Below are 24,882 nucleotides of genomic sequence, written 5' to 3'. Positions count from 1 at the left end.
GCCGCGCGCGGAACGGCGGGCGGATCACTAGATTGAGCATGCTTGAACCGGCCAGCGCCGGTTCGTGACCAATCATGGGCATGCTTCATGGCACATTCAGCTAATTCACCGACGCGCACCGAGACCGACAGCTTCGGTCCGATCGAGGTCGCCGCCGACCGTTATTGGGGCGCGCAGACCGAGCGCAGCCGCCAGAACTTCCGGATCGGTCACGACCGCATGCCGATGGGCGTCGTGCGCGCGCTGGCGCTGGTCAAGATGGCGGCAGCCAAGACCAACCAGGAGCTCGGCCTGCTCAAGCCGCGCATGGCCGAGGCCATCGTCCAGGCGGCGCAGGAGATCATCGACGGCAAGCTCGACGATCATTTTCCGCTCGTTGTCTGGCAGACCGGCTCCGGCACCCAGAGCAACATGAACCTCAACGAAGTGATCGCCAATCGCGCCAGCGAGCTCATGGGCGGCGAGCGCGGGACCAAGAAGCCCGTGCATCCGAATGATCACGTCAACATGAGCCAGTCGTCCAACGACTGCTTTCCCACCGCCATGCACATCGCGGCCGCCCGTGCGATCGCGGGACATCTCGTGCCGGCCCTGTCGGAGCTGCTGGCGAGCCTGCGCGCCAAGCAGGAGGCGTTCGCAGGCATTGTCAAGATCGGCCGCACCCATACGCAGGATGCCACGCCGCTGACGCTCGGTCAGGAATTCTCTGGCTACGCCGCCCAGGTCGAGAGCGCCATCGCCAGGATCGAGATTGCGGCGCGCGACCTCTTGCCGCTGGCCCAGGGCGGCACGGCTGTCGGCACCGGCCTCAATGCCGATCCGAAATTCGCCGCCCTGTTCGCGAGGCATGTCGCTGCCATCACCGGCCTGCCGTTCACCTCCGCGGCCAACAAGTTCGAGGCGCTGGCATCCAACGACGCCTATGTGTTCGCGCATGGAGCGCTCAACGCGGCCGCCGCCGGCCTGTTCAAGATCGCGAACGACATCCGCTTTCTCGGGTCCGGCCCGCGCTCGGGGCTGGGCGAACTGATTCTCCCCGAAAACGAGCCCGGCTCCTCGATCATGCCCGGAAAGGTGAACCCGACTCAGTGCGAAGCGCTGACCATGGTGTGCTGTCAGGTGTTCGGGAATCACACGGCCATCACCATGGCCGGAAGCCAGGGCCATTTCGAATTGAACGTCTACAAACCATTGCTCTCACATTGCATGATGCAGTCCATACAATTACTAGGTGACGCCGCACGTTCATTCCGCGAACATTGCGTGATCGGCATTCAAGCCGACGAAACGCGGATTCGCGAGCTTATGGAGCGCTCTTTGATGCTGGTCACGGCGCTGGCGCCGAAGATCGGCTACGACAACGCCGCCAAAGTGGCGAAGACGGCGCATCAGCGCGGCACGACTTTGAAGGAAGAAGCGACGCGACTCGGCTTCGTTTCCGCAGATGAATTTGACCGCCTCGTGCAGCCAGAGCAGATGACGCGCCCCGGACGATCTTGACGGTAGTCCCGTAGTACTACGGGGGGTGATGCAATTCTCGCTGTTAACCCCTAAAGGATAGTCTCGACTACAAGTTCTGCTGCGTTTGGTGAGTACACAACCAGCTCGCAACGATGCGAATGGCTATCGAACTATCAGGGGGCGATAACGTGATTGTCTGGAGAACGCGCAGGCTCATCTGCGCAGGGCGCATGCTCTCCTCGCGATATTCGATGCCATAAATGATTGGAGCAAGCATGGGGGACGTCATCAACCTGAAGCGATTCAGAAAGCGCGTCGAGCGCGATCAGGCAGCGAAGGTCGCCGAAAGCAACCGCGCTCGCTTCGGCAGGACGAAGTCCGAACGCGCAACTGACGCCCAACGCGACAAGCGCGCGAACGAATTACTCGATCAACATCGTATCAATGGCGAGGACGCGTGATGAAGTCGCCCGTCGTAAAACGTTCTATCGTGGTCGCAGGTCACAAGACCAGCGTCAGCCTCGAAGAGGCCTTCTGGAACGGCATGAAGGAGATTTCGGGTCTCCGTAACATGACCCTGTCCGAGCTGGTCGGAGAGATCGACAACAATCGCCAGCAGGGCAACCTGTCGTCGGCGATCCGCCTGTTCGTGCTCGACCACTTCAAGAGCCGCGCCGCGGCTTCGTCGGGCATCGAGCCGAAGGGCAGCGTGGACAGCCGGCACACGGCCTCCGCAGCCGCTCCTTGAGGCAGATCAGAGGCCGGTCGGCTCAGTCTGTTTAAAATCGCTCTAAGAAGCGGCGGCATTGTGCATGCCGCGCTTGACCTCTTGGCACGCGATTGAAAATACAGGCTATGAGCGAAATCTGCGATACACGGCCGCCTCTGCCGCTCGGTCTGGCCCGGCGTGGCTATACCGGAACCATCCAGCATCTTGCTGCCGGTGGCGCCAAGTCGTCGCTGCCGGACACCGAGTTGGAAAGCCGGCTGATCGAGCTCGGCTTCGTCGAGGGCGCTCGAGTCGAGATCCTTCATGAGGGGATCGTCGGGCGCGACCCAATTGCCGTCCGTGTCGACAACATCACCGTCGCGGTCCGCCGGCGCGAGGCCATGGCCGTCATCGTGGCATAGGCCGCGGAAAGCGTCGTCATGGAAAGCCCTCTGCTGCATCTGGCCCTGGTGGGGACACCCAACAGCGGCAAGACCTCCCTATTCAACGCGCTGACGGGAAGCCGTCAGAAGGTCGCGAACTATCCCGGGGTCACGGTTGAGCGCAAAGAGGGCGCCTTCGTGACGCCGCAGGGCCGTCAGGTCTCGCTGGTCGACCTGCCCGGCACCTATTCGCTGCGCGGTCGCAGCCCTGACGAGGAAATCACCCGGGATTTCGTGCTGGGACGCGCCACGGGCGAGGTTCTGCCCGACCTGGTCTTGTGCGTCGCCGATTCCACCAACCTGCGGTTGACGATCCGCCTGCTGCTCGAGCTCAAGAGCACGGGCCGCCCCCTGGCGCTCGTGCTCAACATGTTCGACATCGCCAAGCGGCGCGGCGTCACGGTCGACGTGGCCGCTCTGTCGCAGGCGCTGGGCGTCCCGGTCGTGACCTCGATCGCGGTCCGCAAGGGCGGCACCGACGACCTTCTGCAGCTCACCGACAAGCTGCTGTCCCAGGCGGCGGCCGCCAGCACGGAGCGCGCGAACACCTGGCGGCCCCTGACCGTGCCGGAGCTGCGCGCCACCCAGCGCGAGGCCGACCGCATCATCGCCTCCACCGTCAGCCTGCCGGAGCGCCCGGACACCTGGACCGGCCGCATCGACGCGGTCGCGCTGCATCCGGTCGGCGGCCTGTTCATCCTGTTCGCGATCCTCTTCATCATGTTCCAGGCCGTGTTCGCCTGGGCGCAGCCGTTGATGCAGCTTCTGTCTGCGGCGTTCGACGCGCTCGGCGGGCTCGTCCATGACCAGTTGCCGGAAGGCCTGCTGCAGAGCTTCCTGCAGAACGGCGTGATCTCCGGTGTCGGCAGCGTCATCGTCTTCCTGCCGCAGATCATCATCATCTTCCTGTTCATCCTGCTGCTGGAAGATTTCGGCTACATGGCGCGCGCCGCGTTCCTGATGGATCGCATCATGGGTGGCGCCGGCCTGCACGGCCGCGCCTTCATCCCGCTGCTGTCGAGCTTCGCCTGCGCCATCCCCGGCATCATGGCGACGCGCGTGATCGACAACCGCCGCGACCGTCTCACCACCATCCTGATCGCGCCGCTGATGACCTGCTCGGCGCGGATCCCGGTCTATACGCTGATCATCTCGGCCTTCATCCCGCCGACCAAGGTCTGGGGTCTGTTCAATCTGCAGGGGCTCGTGATGTTCGGGCTGTATGCGGCGGGCATCATCAGCGCGCTGCTGGTGTCGTTCCTGGTCAAGTTCTTCATGATGCGCGACTACCAGCCGGCGCCGTTCATGCTGGAGCTGCCGGACTACAAGCTGCCGCGGCTGCGCGGCATCGCGATCGGCATCTACACCCGCGCCAAGATGTTCCTGCAGCGCGCCGGCACCACGATCTTCGCGATGATGGTGCTGATCTGGTTCCTGGCCTCGTTCCCGCAGCCGCCGGAGGGCGCGACCGAGCCCTCGATCAATTACAGCCTCGCGGCAATGATCGGCCAGGCGCTCGCTCCCCTGCTCACGCCGGTCGGCTTCAACTGGCAGATCGCGGTGGCGCTGGTGCCCGGCATGGCCGCCCGCGAGGTCGCCGTCGCCGCGCTCGGCACCGTCTATGCGATCGAAGGCGGCAAGGAAGCGGCCGAGCAGATCGGCCAGGTGCTCGCGACCAAATGGAGCCTCGCAACGGCGCTGGCGCTGCTCGCCTGGTACATCTTCGCTCCGCAATGCGCCTCGACGCTTGCGGTGATCCGGCGCGAGACCGGCAGCTGGCGCTGGATGGCCGTGACGTTCTTCTACATGTTCGCCCTCGCTTATGCGGCGGCGTTCGCGACCTATCACATCGCCGTGGCGATGGGCGCGGGCTGAGCCCGCGCCATCGGACGTTAGTGCCGATCATCGACATGCAGCGCGAAGCCGCGCGCGTCGGACGTGCCGAGCTCTGGCCGCAGCTGCATCGACGAGATCAGATAGTCGCCGTGGTTCTGCCGCCGGTACGGGATCGGCTGATCCGTGAACAGCGTCTGTAGCCGGCCGCGCAGCCGCTCGGCGACATCAGCAAAGCTCGTTTCGTCGAGCCGGTTCACCTTGTGCGCCACGAAGGCCGGCAGCACGTCGAAGCCCGGATAGAACAGGATGCCGTGGTTGATCGGAAACAGCAGGTCGTCGATCGGCCCGTTGATGCCGCGCGCCGAATAGTGCTCCTCCCAGCCGCCCGTGGTGACGACCAGCATCGCGCGCTTGCCGGCAAAGACGCCCTCGCCATAGCGGTTGCCCCAGCGCTTGTCGCTGTGCTCGCCGACGCCATAGGTGAAGCCGTAGGAATAGACCCGGTCGACCCAGCCTTTGAGGATCGCGGGCATCGTGAACCACCACAGCGGAAACTGCAGGAGGACGGCGTCGGCCCAGAGCAGCTTGTCCTGCTCGGCTCTGACGTCGTCGGTGAGCGTATGGGTCTTGAAGGCTTCGCCTGACGCAGTGGCGACGTTCAGGCGGGCATCGGGCGGCAAATGCGGGAAGTCAGCGCGGTCGGCGGCGGATTTCCAACCCATCGCGTAAAGATCCGAAACCCGCACCTCATGGCCCTGGGCCTTGAGCTCTGCGACGGCGACGTCGCGCAGGGCGCCGTTCAGGGAGCGCGGTTCAGGGTGGGCGAAAACGAGCAGGACGTTCATGGTGTCGATCCTTTGCTGGAACCGGCCAAGACATAGACCCGCAGCCACTCATCCACTATACGGTGTGGATCGATAAGATTATGCCATTTAATGGATAAATCGGACGTCAGCCTGGTCAACATGCGCAGCTTCGTCCGCGTGGCGGAGCGCGGGAGCCTGTCGGGCGTGGCCCGCGAGCTGGGGATTGGCCAATCCACCGTCTCGCGTCACCTCCAGGAGCTGGAGGACGCCGTCGGCGTGCCGCTGCTCAGCCGCACCACGCGGCGCGTGACCCTGACCGACGAGGGGCGCCGCTACTACGCGCACTGCGTCCAGATCCTGCGCCAGATCGAACAGGCCCGCGACGAGGCCCGCGGCACCCAGGGCGCGGCCGCCGGCACCATCCGCATCTCATGCACGGCGGCGTTCGGCATCCTTCACATCACCCGGCTCGCCTTCGCCTTCCAGGATCGCTATCCGGACATCGCGATCGATCTCAACCTGACCGACGAGCGCATCGACCTCGTGCGCGAAGGCGTCGACATCGCGCTGCGCCTGGCGCCGCTCACAGACAGCTCCTTGAAGCTGCGATCGCTCGGCTACTCGCACCGGCTTCTGGTCGCCTCGCCCGATTATTTGGCGCGACGCGGCACACCACGCACGCCGCAGGAGCTGATTGGCCACGACGGCATCCGCATGACCAATGTCGCAGGGAGCGAGGTGCTCGTGGTCATCGGACCCGACGGCGCTCGCCACGAGGTGCCGTTCAGGGGCTGCTTCCGCACCAATCACGGGCTGGGCGTTCGCGAGGCCGTGCTGGCCGGTCGCGGCATCGGCGGCAGCCATGCCTGGCTGGTCGACGACCTCATCGCGGCCGGCAGGCTGACGGTCATTCTGCCCGACCACCGTCTGCCGTCGACTCCCCTCAACATGCTGATCGTGCCGGAGCGCGCCGGGATCGCGCGCGTGCGGCTGCTGATCGACTATCTCGCCGAGGAGATCGCACGGCTGCCGGGCATCAGCCCGGAGCCGTGAGCTACAGCCGCGGCATCGTATCGGGCCGTACCTCGCGCGCCTGCGCCGCGAGGCGGATCGCGGCATTGGGCGCGCCGAAGCCCTGGTAGTTGCGCCGTTGCACGATCTCGAAGAAGAAGCGCTCTTCGAAGATGTGGGTGTAGACCTGGAAGAACTCGGCGTCGCCGTCGCGGTCGTAGAGGATTTCGTTGGCGCGCAACGCCGCGATGGTCTCGGGCGGAAGGTCGTATTTGGCTTCGAGATCATCGTAGTAATTATCCGGGATGTCGAGGAAGCCCGCGCCGCGGGCGCGCATCTCAGCCACGGACGCGAAGATGTCGTCGCAGGCAAACGCAATGTGCTGCACCCCGGAGCCGAAGAACTCAGAGATGAAGCGCGACGACAGCGTGCGGGTCGCGGTGGAGCCGTTGAGGATGAAGCGCAGGCTGCGATCGCCGTTGACGATCGCCTGGCTCTGCACGAGGCCTCTGGGATCGGCGATTTCCATCTGCGGCAGGCGCGAGAAGTCGATCAGCCCGGCGTAGAACAGCAGCCAGGACAGCATTTCCTCGTGCGGCATCGACTGAGCAATGTGATCGACCGCCAAGAGACGGTCGGTCGCCTTGTCACTGGCGACGGCTTCGAAGTCGACGTCCCAGTGACGGCCATGCGTGTCGAGGAAATACAAGAGGCTGCCGCCGACGCCATGGATCGCCGGGATTTCGAGTTCCCCCGGCCCGACCGGTTGCGTGAAGGTCCGCGTCTTCAACGACTGCGCCCGCGCCATGGCGCGATCGGCGCTGTCGACATCCAGCGCAAGTGCGCAGACGCCGGGCCCATGCGTGACGTAATGCGAATGCGCAAAGCTCGCGGGCTCGAAATTGATCACGAGCTCGATGGCGCCTTGCGACCAGCGCTGCACCGCCTTGCTGCGATGCTGCCCGGTCTTGCGAAAGCCCAGCTGGCCAAACAAATTCGCAAGCGAACCCGCCTTGTCCTCGCTGACGGCAAACTCGACGAAGCCGATGCCGTGGCTCTTGACGCGGGGCTCGAACTGCGGCTCTGCCGCGGCTGGCATCTTCCCAACGAGATCATCCTGCAGCAGCAGCAGCGAACGCATGCCGTCGAGCGCGGTGCGCGGCGCCGAGCCGGCGCGGAACTGATCGTTGAAGATTTCGAGCGAAAGCGGTCCAGAATAACCGGTCGCGGCGACGGCTTCCATGAACTCGCCGACCGGCAGATCGCCCTGCCCCGGAAAGCTGCGGAAGTGCCGGCTCCAGGACAGCACGTCGAGCTCGAGCTTCGGCGCGTCAGCGAGTTGCAACAGGAAGATCTTGTCGCCGGGAATGGCACGGATCGCGTTGGTCGGCAGCGCCGGCGCCAGCGCATGAAAACTGTCGAGAATGACGCCGATCGCCTTGTGATCGGCGCGGCGCACGATCTCCCAGGCATCACGGTAGTCATGGACATGGCGGCCCCAGGCCAGTGCCTCGTAGCCGACGCGCAGGCCGCGCTTAGCCGCGCGCTCGCCGAGCTCGTGGAAATCAGCGGCGGCGCGATCGATGCCGCCGAGCGAGGCCGGCGAGACGCTGCTGCAGATCAGCAGCAGGTCGGTGCCAAGTTCCTGCATCAGGTCGAATTTGCGCTCGGCGCGGATAAAATTGCGCGCGCGCTGCGGCTCCGGCATGCCCTCGAAATCGCGGAACGGCTGATAGGCGCAGATCGCAAGCCCCAGGTCGCGGCACATCTGCCCGATCTCGCGCGGCCGCATCCCGAAGGCGACGAGATCGTTCTCGAATATCTCGACCTCATCGAAGCCCGCGGCAGCGATGGCCTTGAGCTTCTCGTCGAGCGCGCCTGAGATGGAGACCGTTGCGATCGAGCGCTTGTTCATGCCGCTGTCTCCTCCATCGCGCCGCCCAGGAACAATTGTCCGATGCGTGGATCGGCGAGCACGCGATCAGCCTTGTCGACGATGCGGGTGCGGCCGAGTTCGAGCACGATGCCGTAGTCCGAGATCTCCAGCGCCGAGCGCGCGTTCTGCTCGATCAGCAACACGGAGACGCCGCGGTCGCGCAGCTGCTTGAGCATGTCGAAGGTCTGCTGCACCATCAGCGGCGACAGCCCGATCGACGGTTCGTCAATCAGCACGAGCTGCGGCTCCAGCAGCAGCCCGCGCGCGATCTCCAACTGCTTCTGCTCGCCGCCGGACAATGTCGAGGCCTGCCGGTCGGCCTTCTTGCGCAGCACCGGAAAGACGTCGAGCGCCGCTTCGACCCGGGCCGGGAGATCGATATTCGCCGGCGCGGCCACGCCGCCGAGCTCGATATTGTGACGCACCGACAGCTCGCCGAAAATGTTGCGTCCCTGCGGGATGTAGCAGATGCCGGCACCGAGCAGCGCGCGCTGGCTCAAGCCGGTGACGTCGCGGCCCTTGAAGATGACCTTGCCTTCGCGCAGCTTCAAAAGGCCGAAGATCGCCTTGAATACGGTCGACTTGCCGGCGCCGTTCGGGCCGATCACCGTGGTGATCGATCCCTTCGGCACCGAGAAGGTCGTGCCGTTGAGGATCGTCATCTTGCCGTAGCCTCCGACGAGATTCTGGACGTCGAGAATGGTGTCGCTCACGCGCGCCTCCCCTCAGTGGCCGAGATAGGCTTCGATCACGGCCGGATTGGCCCTGATCTCGTCGGGCTTGCCGATCGCCAGCACCTTGCCCTCCGCCATCACCATGACGCGCGAGCACAGCGACATGACGAACTCCATGTTGTGCTCGATCACGACGAAGGTGGCGCGGCGCTCGCGGTTGATCGCGATCAGCCTCTCCTTGAGATCGCCGAGCATGGTCGGATTGACGCCGCCCGCGGGCTCGTCGAGCAGCACGAGGCGCGGGCCGCCCATGAAGGCCATGGCGGCATCGAGCAGCTTCTGCTGGCCATAGGACAGGCCGCCTGCCGGCTCGTTGGCGAGGTGCTCCAGCTTGAAGAAGCCGATCATCTGATCGGCCGTCGGCGTGAGGCCGGCGTCCGACGGTCCGAACAGGCGCGACAGCATGCTGCCGCGATGCTCCTGTCCCGCAAGAATGAGATTGTCGCGGACCGACAGTTTCGGGAACACCTGGAGCAGCTGGAAGGTACGGCTGACGCCCAGGCGATTGAGCTCCGCTGGCCGCTGCCCGGTGACGAGCTTGCCGTCGACCCGCACTTCGCCCGCGCTCGGCACGAGCTGGCCGAGAATGCAGTTGAACAGGGTCGACTTGCCGCAGCCGTTGGGGCCGATCAGGCCGAGGATCTCGCCCTCCTGCACGTCGAAGCTGACGCCGTCGACGGCGGTGATGCCGCCGAAGCTCTTCTTGACGTCACGAACGTCGAGGACTGCAGTCATTGCGCCGCCTCCAGCTTGGATTGCGCCGCCGCGCGCAGCGCCGACGCCGCCTGCGTCCGCCGCGAGCTCAGATAACGGTCGAGAATGCCGAGAATGCCGGTTGGCGAATAGATGAGCAGCGCGATCACCGCGATCGCGTAGAGCATCAGGTAGTAGCCCTCGGCGACGCGCAGCCACTCCGGCAGCAGCACGGCGATCATGGCGCCGAGGAACGGTCCGAGCATGAAGCCGGAGCCGCCGACGATCACCATCATCAGGAGATCCAGCGAGAGCTGCAGGTTGAACGGCACGGGATCGACATATTGCGTCAGCGGCGCATAGAGTACGCCGGCGATGCCGCCGAGCACGGAGCCGATCGCGAACGCCATCAGCGTATAGCGCCGGGTGTCGATGCCGAGCGACTGCGCCCGGATCGGGTTCTCACGCAAGGCCATGAAGGCGCGCCCCCAGGGCGAGCGGATCAGCCACCACATCGCGAGCGTCACCAGACCGAGCGAGCCGAGGCACAGATAGTAGAACGGCAGCGGTTTGCGGGTCGGGAAGCCGAGGACCTCGGGACGCGGAATGTTGCTGATGCCGTAGATGCCGTTGGTGAGCCAGCTCTCGTTGCGGAACACCAGGAACATGAGCGTTGAGAAGGCCAGCGTCACGAAGGCGAGATAATGATGTTGCACGCGTAGCGCGGGATAGCCGAGCAGCCAGCCGACGATGAAGCAGATGACGATGACTAACCCGAGCGCCGCGATCAGCGGCCAGCCATGGGTGGTCAGGATCGCCGCGCCATAGGCGCCGATGCCGACGAAGGCACCCTGCGCCAGTGACACCTGGCCGGCATAGCCGAGCGTCAGGTTGAGTCCCATCGCGGCGATCGTCATCACCGCCCACTGGCTCAGGATGTAGAGACCGTATCGGTTGAAGTTCATCGGGATGATGATCAGGCCGGCGATGACCACGACCGCCAGCGCGGCGAGGAGCAGTCTGCTGTGCTTGCTCATACCGTGCGCTCCTCGGCGCGACCGAGCAGGCCCTGCGGTCGGAACAGGATCACCAGGATCAACAGCAGCATCGGAACGGCCGCGCGATACTGCGTCGAGACATAGGCGGCGGCGAGGTTGTCGACGACGCCGATCAGGAGGCCGCCGGCGATGGCGCCGCGCACCTGGTTGAAGCCGCCGACGATCGCGGCGATGAAGGCCGCCTGCCCCAGCACCTCGCCGCTGGAAAACTTCGCCAGATAGATCGGCGTGATCAACAGCGACGCCAGCGCCACCAGCACGGCGTTGATCAGGAAGGTCAGCAGGATCATGCGCTCGACCGGCACGCCGATGATGCGCGCCACTGTCGGGTTCTGGGCCGCGGCCTGCATCTGGTGGCCAAGCGAGGTGCGGTTCAAGAGCGTTGTGAGACCGACGACGGCCAGGATCGCGACCGCGAGCACGCCGAGGCTCTGCAGCGAGATCGCGCGGCCGAGGATCGTGACATCCCCGACCGGCACGATCGACGGAAATGGCGAGGCCTCGGCGCTGAAGAACTGCTTCACCGCCTCCTTGATCCCGATCGCCAGCGCCATTGTGGCGATCGCCAGCGGCAGTACGCCATGGCGCAGCATCGGATCGACCAGCAGCAGCTTGAAGCCCAATCCGAGCAGCAGCGCGGAGAGCAGGATGCCGACGAGCACCGCCAGCCAGAACGGTGCGCCGACATGCATCACCGCGAGCATCAGGAAGGCCGGCAGCATCACGAACTCGCCTTGCGCGAAGTTGATGGTCTGCGAGGTCTGCCACAGCAAGGTGAAGCCGAGGGCGACGAGCGCGTAGATGGCGCCGGTGGCGAGTCCCGCCACGATCAGGTCGAGCAGATTGGACATGGTTTCCCCGTGAGCCCTTTGGTTGACGGCGGCGCAGGCATCCCCACCCGCACCGCCGATCCACCGCTGTCCCTAGTTGAGCTTCGGCAGCACCTGCTTCACGACCTGCTTGCCTTCGACGACCTCGACCAGGAAGCCCTGGCGGTCGATGTCGCCGTTCTGGTCGAAGGTGACGTCCATCAGGATGTTGGGCTCGGCCGAGGTCTTGATGGTGAAGCCATGCAGAGCATCGGCAAAGCCCTTGGAGTCGACCTTGCCCATCTTCTCGGTCGTCGCCTTGACCATATAGATCGCAAGATAGCCCTTGAGGCCGTTGTGGTCGGGCACGTAGTTGTACTTCTTGACGAAGCGGTCGCGGAACGCCTTGACGGCTTCGACCGGAGCATCCGTGGTGAGGCCGACATGGCCGCGGGCGCCGTTGGCGGCGTCACCGGCGAGCTCGATCACCTTCTGGCCGACCAGCGTGGTCTCGCCGATCAGCGGCGCGGTCACGCCCTGTCGCTTGATCTCCTTGAGGATGCGCGCGCTCTCTTCCTCGTTGACGTAGATGAAGACCGCGTCCGGCGCCGCGGCCTTGATCTTGCTGACGTCGGCCGCGAAGTCCGCCTGGCCGGCTTCGGTCGAGAGATCAGCAGCGACCTTGATGCCGAGACGGTTGAACTCCTTGGTGACGACGTCGCGTCCGCCACGGCCGAAATCGTTGTTGACCCAGACGACCGCGACCGACTTCGCCTTCAGCTCGTCGTTGATGTACTTCGCGACCTTCGGCATTGAGGACTGCTGGCCGAACGACGTCCGGAACAGGAACTTGTTGCCGGCCTGCGTCAGCTCGGCCGCCTCGCCACCCATGATCTGCGCAATCCCGGCTTCCGCCGCCAGCGGAGCCGTCACCTTGACCGAGCCGGAATAGCCGGGCCCGAGCAGCACGTAGGGTTCGTTGTCGAGCGCCTTCTGCACCTGCGCACGCGCGACGCCGGGGTTCGATTGCGAGTCCGCATGGCTGACCTCGATCTTGCGGCCGAGGATGCCGCCCTTGGCGTTGATCTCCTCGACGGCGAGGTCGATGCCGTTCTTCCAATTGTTGCCCACGGTGGCGCCACCGCCGGAGAGCTCGGCGACATTGGCGATCTTGATGGGAGCGCCGGACTGCGCGTAGGCAGCTCCGGACAGCAGCACGGCCGAGCACAGGCCAGCCAGGATGATCGATTTCACGTTGTTTCCTCCTCTGCTTCGCAACGCTTGTTTGCGTTTCTTGCTTGAACGATGTGTTCCGCCGCGTCTTGGCGGTCGGCTCAGGCGGCGTCAACCGCCTGATATCTCTCCGCCATGTGATTGTCGAAGGCCGCGCCCATCGCGTCGGTCGACGGCGCGAGGCCGGTGAACAGCTCGAAGGCTTCAGCAGCCTGGTAGATCGCGAGCTCGCGCCCAAGCAGCACTTGCGCGCCCTTGGCCTTGGCGGCCTTCAGCAGCGGCGTCCACAACGGCGAGTAGACGGCGTCGGCGACCCAGAGATCGGCGCGCAGCAGATGATCCGGCACCGGCGTACCGCGGTTCGGCAGCATCCCGATCGGCGTGCCGTTGACGACGCCGACCGCTCCCTGCAGCGCCTCTTCGACGCTGCCGACGACTGTCGCGATCGTGCCAGCCGGCAGCAGGCTCGCGAGCTTCTCGACGCGGACGCGATCAGTATCGTAGATGCGCAGGCCGGCAACGCCGAGGTTCGCAAGTGCGAAGGCGATCGCCTTGCCAACCCCGCCTGCGCCGATCAGCGCCACCACGCCGCGGCTGGTCTGGCTGACGAGCGGCGCCACGGCGCGTTCGAAGCCAGTGGTATCGGTGTTGTGGCCGATCAGCCGGCCATGGCGCACCACGACGGTATTGACGGCGCCCATCGCCGCCGCTTTCGGCGCGAGTTCGTCGAGCAGTTCGACGACGGCCTCCTTGTAGGGATAGGTCACGTTGACACCGGCGAAGCCCATCCGACGCACGCCCTGCAGCAGCATCTCGAGGCCTGCGCGGTCGGCGCCGGCGACCTCGATCAGCTGGTAATGACAGCGCACCCCGAGCACCGCCGCGGCATGCTCGTGCATGGCGGGAGAGGCCGAATGCGCGATCGGGGCACCGATCAAGCCGGTCAGGAATTTGCGGGCTTTGAGCGCGGAAAGATCGGGCACGTTCGCTTCAGTCTCTGCTGCTGCTCGCGCGATCGCCGCGGGAGCGATGAATGACGGAGCGGACGATAGCGCGTCCCGCGCCTAACACAATTACCCAAATATCCGCCGAACCTAACATCATGTTATCTTTTGCCGGCGGCGGCTTTCGCAGGCTTCCCCGCCGGCCGGCGGCCCGGCTCGAGCGCGCGCATCTCCGTGCGCAGGCAGTCGATGAAATGCTCCGCGTAAAGGGACAGCGGCGTGCCGCGCTTGACCGCGATGTAGGTATCGAAGCGCGTCGGCTCGGCGATCCTGATCAGCTCGATGCCGGGATAGCCGCCATGGGCGACGGTGAACTGATCGATCACGGCGATGCCGAGTCCGGCTTTCACCAGCGCGCACACCGTCGTGCCGAAGCGTGCCTTGATGGAGATGTTGTAGCTGAGTTTGTTGCGCGCGAAGATCTCGGCCATGATGCGGCCGTAAGGATCGTTCGGATCGATGCCGATCAGCGGATAGCGCGTCATCTCCGCCGCCGACACCTGCTTGCGGCCGGCAAGCTCATGGCCCGGAGGCACGATGCAGAACAGCTCGCCCGAGGCCAACGGCATGAATTCGAGGCCCGAATGATCGAGCCGGTAGCTCATCGCCACGCACTCGCCCTTGCCCAGCATCAGGTAGTCGATCGCCTCCTCGATCTTGAGGATGTTGATGTCGATGCCCAAGTCTGGGTAGCGGCGGCGGACGCCTTCGATCGCGCGCGGCACCATCACCTGGGAAATACTTGGGACGGAGCCGACGCGGAGCTCGGACAGCGCGCCGCGGCCGATATTGGAGATGATGTAGCTGAGGTCGTCGACCTTCTCGTAGACGCTGTTGATCTGCTCGAAAATGTTCTGCGCCTCGGGGGTCGGGAAGTAGCGGCCGTTCTGGCGCTGAAAGAAGCGGATGCCGAGCGAGCGCTCGGTGTATTTCACCAGCCGGCTGACGCCTGGCGCGGAAACCTTCAGCAGTCGTGCTGCACCGTTGATGGTGCCGGTCACCATCACCGCGCGGATGACTTCGACCTGGCGCAGCGTCATCATCGGCGCGGCTCCCGCAGGCCGGAGATCACGGGCTGCCCGGCGGCGTCAGCGACATCGGCGGACGCGGCACCGGCCGCGGGCGCGGCGGCAGCACGCCCGGGGCCGGCTTGACCTCGACGGGCGGCGGCAGCGGCGCGAGCTGAGACTGGCTCGCCGCCACGGAGGGCACGCTCGTCCCCTGCGGAGCGGAAGCCGGCGGTGCCGCCGCGGGCGCGGATTGCGGCGCCGTCAGGGGCGGCACGGCGGCGCGCGGACCGCCAAGCTTGGCGCGCGGGTCGCGACGCGGATCGCGCCCGGGCAGCGGCACATCCGGTGTCGCCGGCACGGCCGCATTGGCATCACCCGCGCCGGGGAGCGAGGCCGTCGACGACGGATAGGCCGGCGGCACCTCGCCGCGCGCGATGGCATCCAGCCGTCGCGTCTCGCGATCGATCGCGCGCACCGCGAGCCAGGACGACAGCGAGGTGACGTCCAGCGCGCGCGTCAGCGCATCGGGCGTGCCGACCACGAACAGCTGCAGCTCGGGCCGGCTGTTGGCATTGCCGACGGTATTGGAGCTCAGGCTGGCGCGAATGTCGGCCTGATCGGCCGGAATGTCGAAGCCGCCGGACACGATGGCGCGCGCGCCTTGCGCCTCCAATGTCGTCGCGCCGACGCGCACCCGGCCGTCGCGGATGATGAAGGGGATCTGCGCCGACGGCACCGACAGATTGCCGGAGGCCAGCGCCGGTTCGACCACCTGCCGCAGCTTGCCGTCATCGCCGAGCTGTCCCGCGTCCGCCGCGCGCAGCGCGACATCGAACGCCTTGGGGTCAAGATTCGGAATGGCGGCATTGTCCAGCGTCACGGTGCCGTTGCCGGAGAGCGCATTGACCAGACCCTGCACGCTGCGGCCCTCGGCGGCCAGCGTCATCTGCGCCGAGACCTTGCCGGCGGGCATCTTCAGATTGCGATAGCGCAATGCGTTGCCGTCGACGCCGGAAAGCTCGACGCGCCCGTTGAGCACGAGGCCATTGGCATTGGGGCGCGCCTCGACGGTGGCGATAACCTCGCCGCCGCCGAGCTTGCCCTTGAGGTTCTCGATCGTCAGTGACTGGCCGTCGCTCCTGATCGCGCCGCCCAGGGGGCGCAGATCGGCGCCGCTCAGCACGGCGCCGCTGAGCGCCTGGAACGATACCCGTCCGCGCCAGCCCTTGACGAGACCGGCCCCGAGCGGCTCCGCGGGCTCGCGCCCAGCTGCGCCGACCAGCACCGAAAACACCTGCGGCACGTCGAGCGTGTCGAGGCCGAGCTCGCCCTCGATCTGCTTGTCGTCGTCGAACGTCGCCGCGAGCCGGCCGCGCAGCCGCGCGCCGCTGACGGTGCTGTCGATGTCGTCGAGCGTCAGCCGGTTGCCGGAGAAGCCGAGGCGGCCGAACAGCCTGATGTTCTGGGCCGCATTGTCCTGCGGCTTCAGGCCGAGTAGCGGCGCCAGATTGGCGCTGCGCAGACGCAGATTGACGTTGGCCTTGGTGTTGTCGCCCCAGGGCTCGACGGTGCCCTGCGCGTCGCCGTCGAGGCCGCTCCCCGACAGCTTGGCATTCATCCGCAGCGGCGCGCGCCAGCTGCCGGTCACGCTGGCCTGGAACTCAGCCGGGCCGCTGCCGACGGCCGCGATGCGGTCGAGCCCGAGCAGCGCCAGCACTGCCCCGCCCTGCTCCGACGACAATCTGCCCTCGAGGCCCAATTCCGTCCGGTCGATTGCATCGACCTCGAAGCTGCGCAGGGCTGCCGCCTGCGGCTTGGCCGTCAGTGTCGCGGAGCCCTTCAACTGCGGCGCGTCGAGATCGAGCACGGCCTTGGCCTGGCTGCGATCGGCATTCGCCGGATCCTTTGCCAGATCCAAGGTCAGCTTCAGCCGCGCGGCCCCCGCAGGCGTGGCGAGCGCATCGAAGCGCGCCGTGATCTGCGGCGCAAAGGGCTGCGCCAGCGCGGTGATCTCCTTCAGCGACGCCGCCATCGACGTCACGATCAGACGCCCGGTCGCGTCAGTGCGATCGAAGCGGCCCGAGCCCTCGGTCGTCACACCGCCGCTCTGGCCGAACTTGATCTGATCGATGGCGATGGTCTTCGGATCATAGGAGAAGCGCGCGGCTAGCGGACGCAGCTCCTGGCCGCTGAGCTTGGCGCGGCCGACATCCAGCGCCACGCTGGCCTCGGCCGGCCATTCGCCGGTCACGCCGACGAGCGAGCGCGTCACCGCCATGGCCGCATCGAGATCCAGCCGGTCGCCCTTCAGCGCCGCCTCGAAGCGCGAGCCGGCGCCGCCGGGACGATTGATCAGAGCGACGCGGCCGTCGACCGAGCCACCGTCGATATCGGCCTTGAGGCTGTCGATCGCGACCCGTTCCGGCGCGACGTTGAGATCGCCGCGGACGCGGAGCGGACGCTGCGTTCGGTAGCTGGTGTCGCTACGTCCCTGCAGCCAGGCCACCAGCGCGTCCGGCTCGGCCGATTCCAGGTCGAGCGCGCCGGTGAAGCCTGAGGTCACCGAGGTCGAGATGCCGATGGTGCGGAAGGTCAGCCGGGTGGAGCCCGGCGCGCGCAAATCGACCTTCTCCAGGCTCCAGGCTGTGGTCTCGTTGTGCAGGTCTGCGGTGAAGTTCTGCACCGGACGGCCGGAGAGCATGATCTGCTCGGTCGTGAACTGCACATTGGCCGGCAGCGGCAAGGTCGGCAGCTGAGCGATCCAATTGCGCAGCGCCGGCAGCACCCGCGCCGGCGCGATCGCCCTGCGGTCCTTCACCTCCTCGCCGCCGGCGAGCAGCTTGTCGGCATCGAGCTGCCGCGCGGACAGTGACGCCTTCAGCGTCGGCGCAGCACCGAATTTGGCTTCGCCGCCGCCGGTGAATTTCAGCGAGCGATCGTCCTGGCCGAAGGTGACCTCGATCTGATCGAGCTTGGCCGAGGCGGGATCACCGACGATCTTGGTGGCGATGCGCCACGGGGTCCCGCCGGCCTGATCGAACGGCGTGGTCTTCGTCTGCTGAGCCTGCTTCGCGGCGGGCTCCTTGTTGGAAGGCTCCTTGGCCCCCGCGGCCGGCTTGTCCTTGTCGCCCTGCTCCTTCAGTGGTGACGACAGCGTCAACGCGCCCTCAAATTTGGGCGCGCGGTTCGGGAAGCTGATCAGGCCCTCGATGTCGGCCACGACCGGGCGTTCGCCCGGGTCGATGTTGAGGTGGACACGCAGGCCGCTCAAGTCCTTGTCCTGGCTCGACGACACCCGGAACGGATAGCGGCCGCCGCGGATCGACACCGCGCCGTCGCCGCGCAGGGAGCCGGCGAGCGAGCGGACGTCGCCGGAGAAGACGATGTCGGTCAGCTCAAGCGTGGAGCGGCTGGCGGCGTCGTGCAGGGCGACGCGGCCGGTCAGGTTGAAGCGGTCGATCGCGAGCGCGGCCAGGTTGAAGCGGCCGGAGGCAGCCGGCAGGTCGACCTGGCCCTTGGCGTCGAGCCCGAGATCGGCGGCCATGCCGCCGATGGTCAGCTCGTTCGCCCGCCACTCCCCGCGCATCAGGTCGCCGAGGCTGAACTCGACGTCGAGCTTATCGGCGCGCAGCTTGCCCAGATGATTGGCGCCGCCGAAGGTGACCTGGCGCAGCCGCAGGGTCGGCGTCGGCAGCAGCCGTGCGTCCAGCGCACCGGCGACCCGCACGGGCACGCCGATGATCTTGCCCGCCTCGGCCTCGAACTGCGGCCGGAACTGGTTCCAGTCGACGAAGTACGGGCCGATCAGCGCAGCAAGGAGCGCAAGGATGAAGGCAATCGCCAAGCCGAGCAGGGTCGTCTGCACGGGGTCTCCCTCAAAGGACAACGCTCCGGCGTCCAATAACCAGTGCGGCCGCCGCCACGCCAAATTCGATGCCGGAACGCCCAATCATATAGGATTAAGTATGGCGAAGTCACAGCGCTGTCGGTCTTTCCGGGGGCGTTGCACAACTCCGTTAACGGACATGGTTACCAGTGCGCCGGAAGGCGCTTCAACCCGCGCAGCACGAAGGTCGGCCGCCAGTCCGGGTTGTCCGCGTCATCCAGTTTCAACTCCGGCAGCCGCCGCAGCAGGGTTCCGATCGCGACCTCGGCCTCGATCCGGGCGAGCTGCGCCCCCAGGCAATGGTGGATGCCGCCGCCGAACGACAACGGCTTCACGTTGGGCCTGGTGATATCGAGCTGCTCCGGATGGTCGGGATAGACCGCCGGATCACGGTTTGCCGAACCGAGCAGGCACAGCACGGTCTCGCCCTTCGGGATGCGGCGGCCGCCGAGATCCTCGATGTCCTCGAGGGCGACCCGCCCGGTCAATTGCACCGAGGAATCGTAGCGCAGGAACTCCTCGATCGCATTGGTGATCAGCTCAGGGCGCGCCTTCAGCAACGCGAGCTGATCGGGATTGCGATGCAGCGCCAAGAGGCCGTTGCCGATCAGGTTGACGGTGGTCTCGTGCCCCGCGCCGAACAGCAGGATGATGTTGGCGGTGAGCTCCTCGTGGGACAGCTTGGCGCCGTCCTCCTCCGCCTGCAGCAGTTGCGTGGTGAGATCATCGCCCGGATTCTTCCGGCGCAGCTCGAACAGGTGCTGGAAATAGGCCTTCGACACCGCGTTGCCGGCATTGCCCTCGGCAATCTCCGCCTTCGACAGCGGCACCGGATCGAGCAGCCGGCCGCCCTCGCGCGAGCTCTTGTAGAAGGCCTCGCGGTGCTCCTCGGGGATGCCGAGCATGTCGCAGATGACCGTGACCGGAAGCTTGAAGGCGAAATCCTCGATCAGATCCATCCGGCCGCGCGGAATGATCTCGTCCAGCGTGCGGTCGACGATCTCCTGAATGCGCGGCCGCATGTCCTCGACGCGACGCGCGGTGAACGCCTTCGCGACGAGACCGCGCAGCCGCGTATGATCGGGCGGGTCCTGCTGCAGCATCCAATGGCTCATGCTGCGGAAAACCGGCTCGTTCATGATCTCCGGACCGTAACGGCGGATCGAGCGGGCGACGAAGTCCTTGCCGAAGCGCTTGTCGCGCAGCACCAGGCTCGACTCCGCATGCCGGCTGGCGAGGTACGAGCCGAACGGCGTCAGATGCATCGGATCGTTGTCACGGAGCTGCTGATAGAACGGATACGGATTCCGGATGAACTCCGGCGACAGCGGATTGAACAGCGGCGCGGGCTTGGCGGCCTGGACATGCTCGTTCATGGGGTCCCTCTCCCGGCGTTTTGCCGATTGGTTCACGGCCGCGCTGCGATGGCAAGTCGATCAGATCACATATTATGCGGTCACCGCCGTCTTTAACCTGTGCAACTGTCCGGCCACGACACGCACCCGGCGCGGCGCAGCGATCCAGATCGCAGCCGCCGAGACGAACGCGCCGACGAAGGCGATCGCGAAGCCCGGCGTGTAGCTGGTCGTGAGATCATACAGCACGCCGGTGACCCACGGGCCTGCGGCACCACCGCACAGACCGATCAACATCAATGTGCCAAAAATGCTGCCGAATTGCGCGCCCTGGAAGATCTCCAGCACGACCGCGCCCATCACCGACGTGATGCCGTAACCGAGCGCACCCTGCGTCGCGACCATCACGTAGACCAGCACGAGCGATGGCGACGCCTTCAGCGCGATCAGCGCCGCGAAGCAGATCGCAAATCCGAGGCAGCCGAGGCCCCACACGGCCTCGCGGCCGAGTCGGTCGGACAGATGGCCGAGCGCGATCTGCCCGGGAATGCCGAGCAGGCTGACGGCGCCGAGCGCCCACACGGCGACGTTCGAGCTGAAACCGATCTCGAGCAGGTACTTCGTCTGATGCACTTGCACGGCGTACCAGACGTAGAGGCCGAAGAAATAGCCGAGCGCGAGCCACCAGAACCGCGTCGTGCGGAGCGCGCGCGAGAGAGTCCAATCGATGCCGGCCCAGGCGGCATCGACGATGTTGGACACAGGCTTGGCGGCATTGGCGAGCGGCGCGGCGTCACCATCGGGGCGCAGGCCCATCTCCTCCGGCTTCTTGCGCAGCAAGAGATTGATCGGCGCGAGCACGACCAGCACCACGATGCCCATCGCCGTACAGGCGGTGCGCCAATTGGTCTGCGCGATCATGTGCTGCACCCAGGGCAGCAGGGTCATTGAGCCCAAGCCGACGCCGGCAAAGGCGATGCCGATGGCCAGCCCGCGGCGGCGGATGAACCAGTTCGGCAGGAACAGCGATTGGCCGGAATAGCCGAGGCAGACGCTGCCGGCGCCGACCATCACGCCGATGGTGAGATAGAGATGCCAGGGCTGGGTCGTCAGCGGCGCCAGCAGCAGCCCGCCGCCCATCAGCGCGACGCCGAGTTCCATCACCGCGCGCGGCCCGGTGCGGTCCATCAGCCGTCCGATCAGCGGGCTGACGATGCCCGAGGCCACGAAGCCGAACGAGAACGCGCCGGCGGTGACGCCGCGGTCCCAGCCGAATTCGGCGAGAATGGGCGGATAGAACAGCGAGAACGCGGTGCGCGCATTGACGCCGATCGCCATCGTCACGAAGGTCACGGCGACGATGACCCAGCCATAGTAGAACGGCAGGCGCATTGTTGTTGTTTTCACTCCCTGGTGCACCCTTCGCATCATTTGCGTGTGGAGGGGTCAAGGACTTTCTGCGCAGGCGACGACGGTGTCAGTTACCTCCGACGTCAAGTGTGCGCTGCACGATCAGAACGCGGGCCCCTCCTCCGTCATTGCGAGCGCAGCGAAGCAATCCAGTGTGGTGGACGGGACTCTGGATTGCTTCGCTGCGCTCGCAATGACGATGTGGTAACATCTCACGTTCGTCCGGCGGACCGACGCGCATCTGCATGTCCGCGGCACGATATGCCCGGGCTATGCGAGAGCCGCTCACCCTCCTCGAAACAGAAGGGCGCAGGGAAGGCCGGGCGCTGGCCGCGCCCGTGGCCCGCCTGCTCAAACAAATGCAGGCGGCAGGTACCACAGGTCTGGCCGAGAACGCCCGGCCCTCCCTGCGCGATGGTCTTCACGCTTATACGCAGTCTGCCTGGTGCGCCGGGCTTGTTGGCCACCATTCGCGACAATGCTTACGCATTGCGCGGGACACCAGCATCGGGGTGTCAGCACGCTGCGACTTCACGTCCGCAAGAGGCTCGTTCGTCCGCACACCCATCAGGACATGCTGCGAGCTCTCGCGGCCACCGCTCCCCGCCCCGCGTGTCGTGACGATCGCGCGCAACGCCCCTTCAGTGAGACGGGATGTGCGAGAGGATCGTGGTGATTTGCCCGACGACACAAGGGACATCGGCTGCGACATAGTAACCCGACGGGCAAGCAACACCCTCTCGTCATTCCCCAGGGGTGTCGCATATGGATATTCTAGGCCGTCGCAGTAAACGAACCCGCAAGTTAGTTACTCCGTCATGCCCGGGCGTGTCCCGGGCATCCACGTCGTTCTCAGCACGCCGGACGACGTGGATGGCCGGGACAAGCCCGGCCATGACGACGTGGTGAGAAACGAACGCAAAACTGCGATCGCCATATGCGATAGCCCTGGGCGATCCTCCAAACACAGTCGCGTTTGGAGGATCGAACCCGGAAACTCGAGCTAAAGAAGAATGCAAGCCAATGTCGGGATTCCGGGTTCAAGGCCTGCGGCATTGCCCCGGAATGACGTCGTGGAGTGAGATGTCCAACTAATCAGTCCGACGGTCTACGCCGCAGCCTTCGCCTCGTCGGCGCCATGGAACGCATAGACGTCCATGCGCAGCACGCCGTAATTGGCGCTGTTGTGCAGGCGCTCGACGCGGGCGTTCGCACCGGCTGCCCCGAGCGCGGCGAACAGGGGCAGGAAGTGCTCGTCGGTCGGGTGGTTGTCGCGCGCATGCGGCGCAAGGGTCCGGTAGTTGACGAGATCGTCGACGCGGCCTTCGATCGCGGCCTTGTGCACCCAGTCGGCGAAGTCAACGACCCAGGACGGCGCGGGATCGTCGATGTCGAGCCGGCGCTTGCGGAACTCGCCGAGATTATGCGTGAAGCTGCCGCTGCCGATGATCAGCACGCCCTCGTCGCGCAAGCCGGCCAGCGCGCGGCCGAGCGCGAGATGATGCGCCGGGCCCTGCTCGGTCTGGATCGACAGCTGCACCACGGGAATATCGGCCTGCGGATACATCAGCAGCAGCGGCACCCAGGCGCCGTGATCGAGACCGCGCTCGCGGTCGACGCCGACCGGAAGGCCGGCAGCCTGCAGCCGTTCCGCGACGGCGCGGGCGAGATCGGGCGCGCCCGGGGCGGGATAGCGCAACTGATAGAGCTCGGGCGGGAAGCCGTAGAAATCGTAGATCGTCTCGTTGGCGGCGACGACGTTGACGGCGGGGATGTCGGTCTCCCAATGCGCCGAAATCACGAGGATGGCCTTCGGCCGCGGCAGGCTGTTGCCGAGGCCTGAAAGGAAATCACGCGCCGCCGAGGCCGTCAGCGGCAGCATCGGCGAGCCGTGCGACAGGAAGATGCTGGGCAGGGTCATGGCTTGGCTCCTCTCCGATTGGTATCTCAGGTCGCGCCTCACAGACAACTGTCGTCCCGGCCTCGAGCCGGGACCCAGACTCCGTGCCTGGAGGTTGAGGCAGGCTGGCCGTCGACCAGCGTGCTCAACTCATTGCTGCCGGTGGTTATGGATCCCGGCATTCGCCGGGATGACAAAACCGCCCCTGACGCTAATGCGCGCTGCGCAGTTGGCCGCCGGCGAGATTGCCGCGCAGAGCGCCGAGCGCGTAGGCGCCGTCGCCGAGCAGGGCCTGCACCACGAGCGCGACGGCCCAGAACGCCGGATATTCCCAGCCGCCCTTCGGATTGTTGAAGAAGAAGCCGGCCGAACCGTGCACGGTGAAGATGGCGCCGAGCAGGATCGGCACGGCGGCGAGAGCGACCCAGCGGGTGGCAACGCCGAGGATCAGGGCGATCCCGGCCAGGATTTCGGCGGTGATCGTGACATAGGCCAGTTCGGGCGGCAGGCCGATGCTGCCGAAGAACTTCGCGGTGCCGGCGGGGCTGAACACGAACAGCTTGAGGCTGGCATGGGCCAGGAACAGGCCGCCCAGGGTCAGGCGGAGAAGAAGGGCGGCATAGGGGGCAGTGCGTGAATCGATCATCTCGGTCTCCGATTGGATGACGCCGAGACATAGATCATTCCCCGAGAGAGGATAATCGGGCCCTCAGGAAAGACAGCTCAAACCAGGAGAGTGAGGTCGAGGAGCGTTTCGGGGAAGACGCGGCTTAACGCCGGGGCTACGGCGGGTTCGGCGAGAACGCTCCCGCTCGCCGGAGAAGCGCGGCGCCGGCAATGTCCGCATGCCGGCGCCGACAGATCAGAACCGGTAGCTGGCGCCGGCGCGGATCAGATGCAGTTCGTTCTTGAAGTCGGCGCGATTGCCGTCGCGATTGAACAGCGTCACACTGCCGTAGTCGGTGTAGACATATTCGCCGCGTCCGACCCAGTTGTTGGTGAAGGCGTATTCGACGCCGACGCCGGTCGTGAGCCCGGCCTTCACCTGGTCCTCCCACACCACCTGCTCGCCCGCATTGCGGCCCTTCTGGATGGTGTTCGTCAGGTTGGCGAGGCCGACGCCGAGCGTGCCGAACACCAGCAGGCGATCGAAGGCGTAGCCGGCGCGCGCCCGCGCCGAGCCGAACATGCCGTATTTGGCGTAGGACGAATCATTGTCGAAGATGTCGTTGCTCTGCGACGCGGTGGACCGGCCGAGATCCACCTCCGCGCCGATCACCCAGTTCCTGGCGAACTGATAGTTGTATCCGCCGTAGACACCGAAGGCCAGGCCATCCGCACCCTGCTCCGAATGGCCGTGATTGTTGTTGCGATAGAAATCGACGGTCCAGACACCATGCGCGCCGCCGGCGAATGCGCCGGCATAGAAGCCGGTCCAATTGTAGTACGGAGCATTGTAGACCGCGACGGGTCGCTGGGACTTGAAATCTCCTGCATGCGCGACTGTCCCGGCAAACAGAACGCCACAGACGGCAACCGCGAGATTGTACACTGCTTTCATCAACCCACCCTTACTCATCAAGACACA

At 66.0% G+C, this 24,882-nt stretch carries 21 protein-coding genes; 6 read left to right on the top strand and 15 right to left on the bottom strand.

The window, feature by feature from the left end; all coding sequences use genetic code 11:
• The first annotated feature begins 87 nt into the window (after positions 1-87).
• The 5 genes from fumC (at position 88) to feoB (ending at position 4,488) form a co-directional block, all read left to right on the top strand.
• Positions 88-1,500, top strand: a complete 1,413-nt coding sequence (gene fumC, locus ACQR1Y_RS06305) for a class II fumarate hydratase (RefSeq protein ID WP_434876601.1) — start codon at positions 88-90, stop codon at positions 1,498-1,500.
• 236 nt (positions 1,501-1,736) lie between these two features.
• Positions 1,737-1,922 (top strand): DUF4169 family protein, encoded by a 186-nt coding sequence (locus ACQR1Y_RS06300; RefSeq protein WP_035648592.1) that lies wholly within the window; start codon positions 1,737-1,739, stop codon positions 1,920-1,922.
• On the top strand, positions 1,922-2,209 hold the full coding sequence (locus ACQR1Y_RS06295) for a ribbon-helix-helix domain-containing protein (protein WP_434860713.1): 288 nt from the start codon (positions 1,922-1,924) through the stop codon (positions 2,207-2,209). The genes ACQR1Y_RS06300 and ACQR1Y_RS06295 overlap by 1 nt, the downstream gene beginning before the upstream one ends.
• Positions 2,210-2,316: 107 nt before the next feature.
• Positions 2,317-2,592, top strand: coding sequence for a FeoA family protein (locus ACQR1Y_RS06290; RefSeq protein WP_434860712.1), 276 nt, complete (start codon positions 2,317-2,319; stop codon positions 2,590-2,592).
• Positions 2,593-2,610: 18 nt separating this feature from the next.
• Entirely contained in the window at positions 2,611-4,488 is a 1,878-nt protein-coding gene (gene feoB / locus ACQR1Y_RS06285; protein WP_434860711.1) for a ferrous iron transporter B, read from the top strand.
• 17 nt (positions 4,489-4,505) lie between these two features.
• On the opposite strand, the gene ACQR1Y_RS06280 is transcribed toward feoB, so the two are convergent.
• Complete coding sequence (locus ACQR1Y_RS06280) at positions 4,506-5,294, bottom strand: NAD(P)H-dependent oxidoreductase (protein ID WP_434876602.1); 789 nt, start codon at positions 5,292-5,294, stop codon at positions 4,506-4,508.
• 90 nt (positions 5,295-5,384) lie between these two features.
• Here ACQR1Y_RS06280 and ACQR1Y_RS06275 point away from each other — a divergent pair, with 90 nt between their 5' ends.
• Positions 5,385-6,308 (top strand): LysR family transcriptional regulator, encoded by a 924-nt coding sequence (locus ACQR1Y_RS06275; protein WP_434876603.1) that lies wholly within the window; start codon positions 5,385-5,387, stop codon positions 6,306-6,308.
• Position 6,309: 1 nt separating this feature from the next.
• On the opposite strand, the gene ACQR1Y_RS06270 is transcribed toward ACQR1Y_RS06275, so the two are convergent.
• The 14 genes from ACQR1Y_RS06270 to ACQR1Y_RS06205 form a co-directional block, all read right to left on the bottom strand.
• Positions 6,310-8,181, bottom strand: a complete 1,872-nt coding sequence (locus tag ACQR1Y_RS06270; RefSeq protein WP_434876604.1) for a bifunctional sugar phosphate isomerase/epimerase/4-hydroxyphenylpyruvate dioxygenase family protein — start codon at positions 8,179-8,181, stop codon at positions 6,310-6,312.
• Positions 8,178-8,915 carry an ABC transporter ATP-binding protein gene (locus tag ACQR1Y_RS06265; RefSeq protein ID WP_434860707.1) on the bottom strand — a complete coding sequence of 246 codons (738 nt, stop codon included), beginning with the start codon at positions 8,913-8,915 and terminating at the stop codon, positions 8,178-8,180. Before ACQR1Y_RS06265 ends, ACQR1Y_RS06270 begins: the two co-directional genes overlap by 4 nt.
• Before the next feature lie 12 nt (positions 8,916-8,927).
• Positions 8,928-9,671 (bottom strand): ABC transporter ATP-binding protein, encoded by a 744-nt coding sequence (locus tag ACQR1Y_RS06260; protein ID WP_006615015.1) that lies wholly within the window; start codon positions 9,669-9,671, stop codon positions 8,928-8,930.
• Positions 9,668-10,666, bottom strand: coding sequence for a branched-chain amino acid ABC transporter permease (locus ACQR1Y_RS06255; protein ID WP_434876605.1), 999 nt, complete (start codon positions 10,664-10,666; stop codon positions 9,668-9,670). Before ACQR1Y_RS06255 ends, ACQR1Y_RS06260 begins: the two co-directional genes overlap by 4 nt.
• A complete protein-coding gene (locus ACQR1Y_RS06250) occupies positions 10,663-11,538 on the bottom strand; it encodes a branched-chain amino acid ABC transporter permease (RefSeq protein WP_434876606.1) in 876 nt (291 codons plus the stop codon). The genes ACQR1Y_RS06255 and ACQR1Y_RS06250 overlap by 4 nt, the downstream gene beginning before the upstream one ends.
• Before the next feature lie 72 nt (positions 11,539-11,610).
• Entirely contained in the window at positions 11,611-12,750 is a 1,140-nt protein-coding gene (locus ACQR1Y_RS06245) for an ABC transporter substrate-binding protein (protein ID WP_434876607.1), read from the bottom strand.
• A gap of 80 nt (positions 12,751-12,830) precedes the next feature.
• A complete protein-coding gene (locus tag ACQR1Y_RS06240; RefSeq protein WP_434876608.1) occupies positions 12,831-13,712 on the bottom strand; it encodes a shikimate dehydrogenase in 882 nt (293 codons plus the stop codon).
• A 122-nt stretch (positions 13,713-13,834) separates the two neighbouring features.
• Positions 13,835-14,776: a LysR family transcriptional regulator gene (locus ACQR1Y_RS06235; protein ID WP_434860701.1), complete on the bottom strand. Its 942-nt coding sequence runs from the start codon at positions 14,774-14,776 to the stop codon at positions 13,835-13,837.
• Between the two features lie 25 nt (positions 14,777-14,801).
• Positions 14,802-18,608: an AsmA family protein gene (locus ACQR1Y_RS06230; protein ID WP_434876609.1), complete on the bottom strand. Its 3,807-nt coding sequence runs from the start codon at positions 18,606-18,608 to the stop codon at positions 14,802-14,804.
• 164 nt (positions 18,609-18,772) lie between these two features.
• On the bottom strand, positions 18,773-20,005 hold the full coding sequence (locus ACQR1Y_RS06225) for a cytochrome P450 (protein ID WP_434876610.1): 1,233 nt from the start codon (positions 20,003-20,005) through the stop codon (positions 18,773-18,775).
• Between the two features lie 72 nt (positions 20,006-20,077).
• A complete protein-coding gene (locus ACQR1Y_RS06220) occupies positions 20,078-21,376 on the bottom strand; it encodes an MFS transporter (protein WP_434876611.1) in 1,299 nt (432 codons plus the stop codon).
• 1,126 nt (positions 21,377-22,502) lie between these two features.
• Positions 22,503-23,315, bottom strand: coding sequence for a DODA-type extradiol aromatic ring-opening family dioxygenase (locus tag ACQR1Y_RS06215; RefSeq protein ID WP_434876612.1), 813 nt, complete (start codon positions 23,313-23,315; stop codon positions 22,503-22,505).
• Between the two features lie 190 nt (positions 23,316-23,505).
• Positions 23,506-23,940, bottom strand: coding sequence for a DoxX family protein (locus ACQR1Y_RS06210; protein WP_434860696.1), 435 nt, complete (start codon positions 23,938-23,940; stop codon positions 23,506-23,508).
• A gap of 216 nt (positions 23,941-24,156) precedes the next feature.
• Positions 24,157-24,855, bottom strand: coding sequence for an outer membrane protein (locus tag ACQR1Y_RS06205; RefSeq protein WP_434876613.1), 699 nt, complete (start codon positions 24,853-24,855; stop codon positions 24,157-24,159).
• Positions 24,856-24,882 lie beyond the last annotated feature (27 nt).

Origin of the sequence: Bradyrhizobium sp. HKCCYLRH3099, assembly GCF_051167855.1 — a bacterium.
In the GTDB taxonomy this organism is placed as follows: domain Bacteria; phylum Pseudomonadota; class Alphaproteobacteria; order Rhizobiales; family Xanthobacteraceae; genus Bradyrhizobium.
This window is presented reverse-complemented; position numbering and strand designations above follow the sequence as displayed.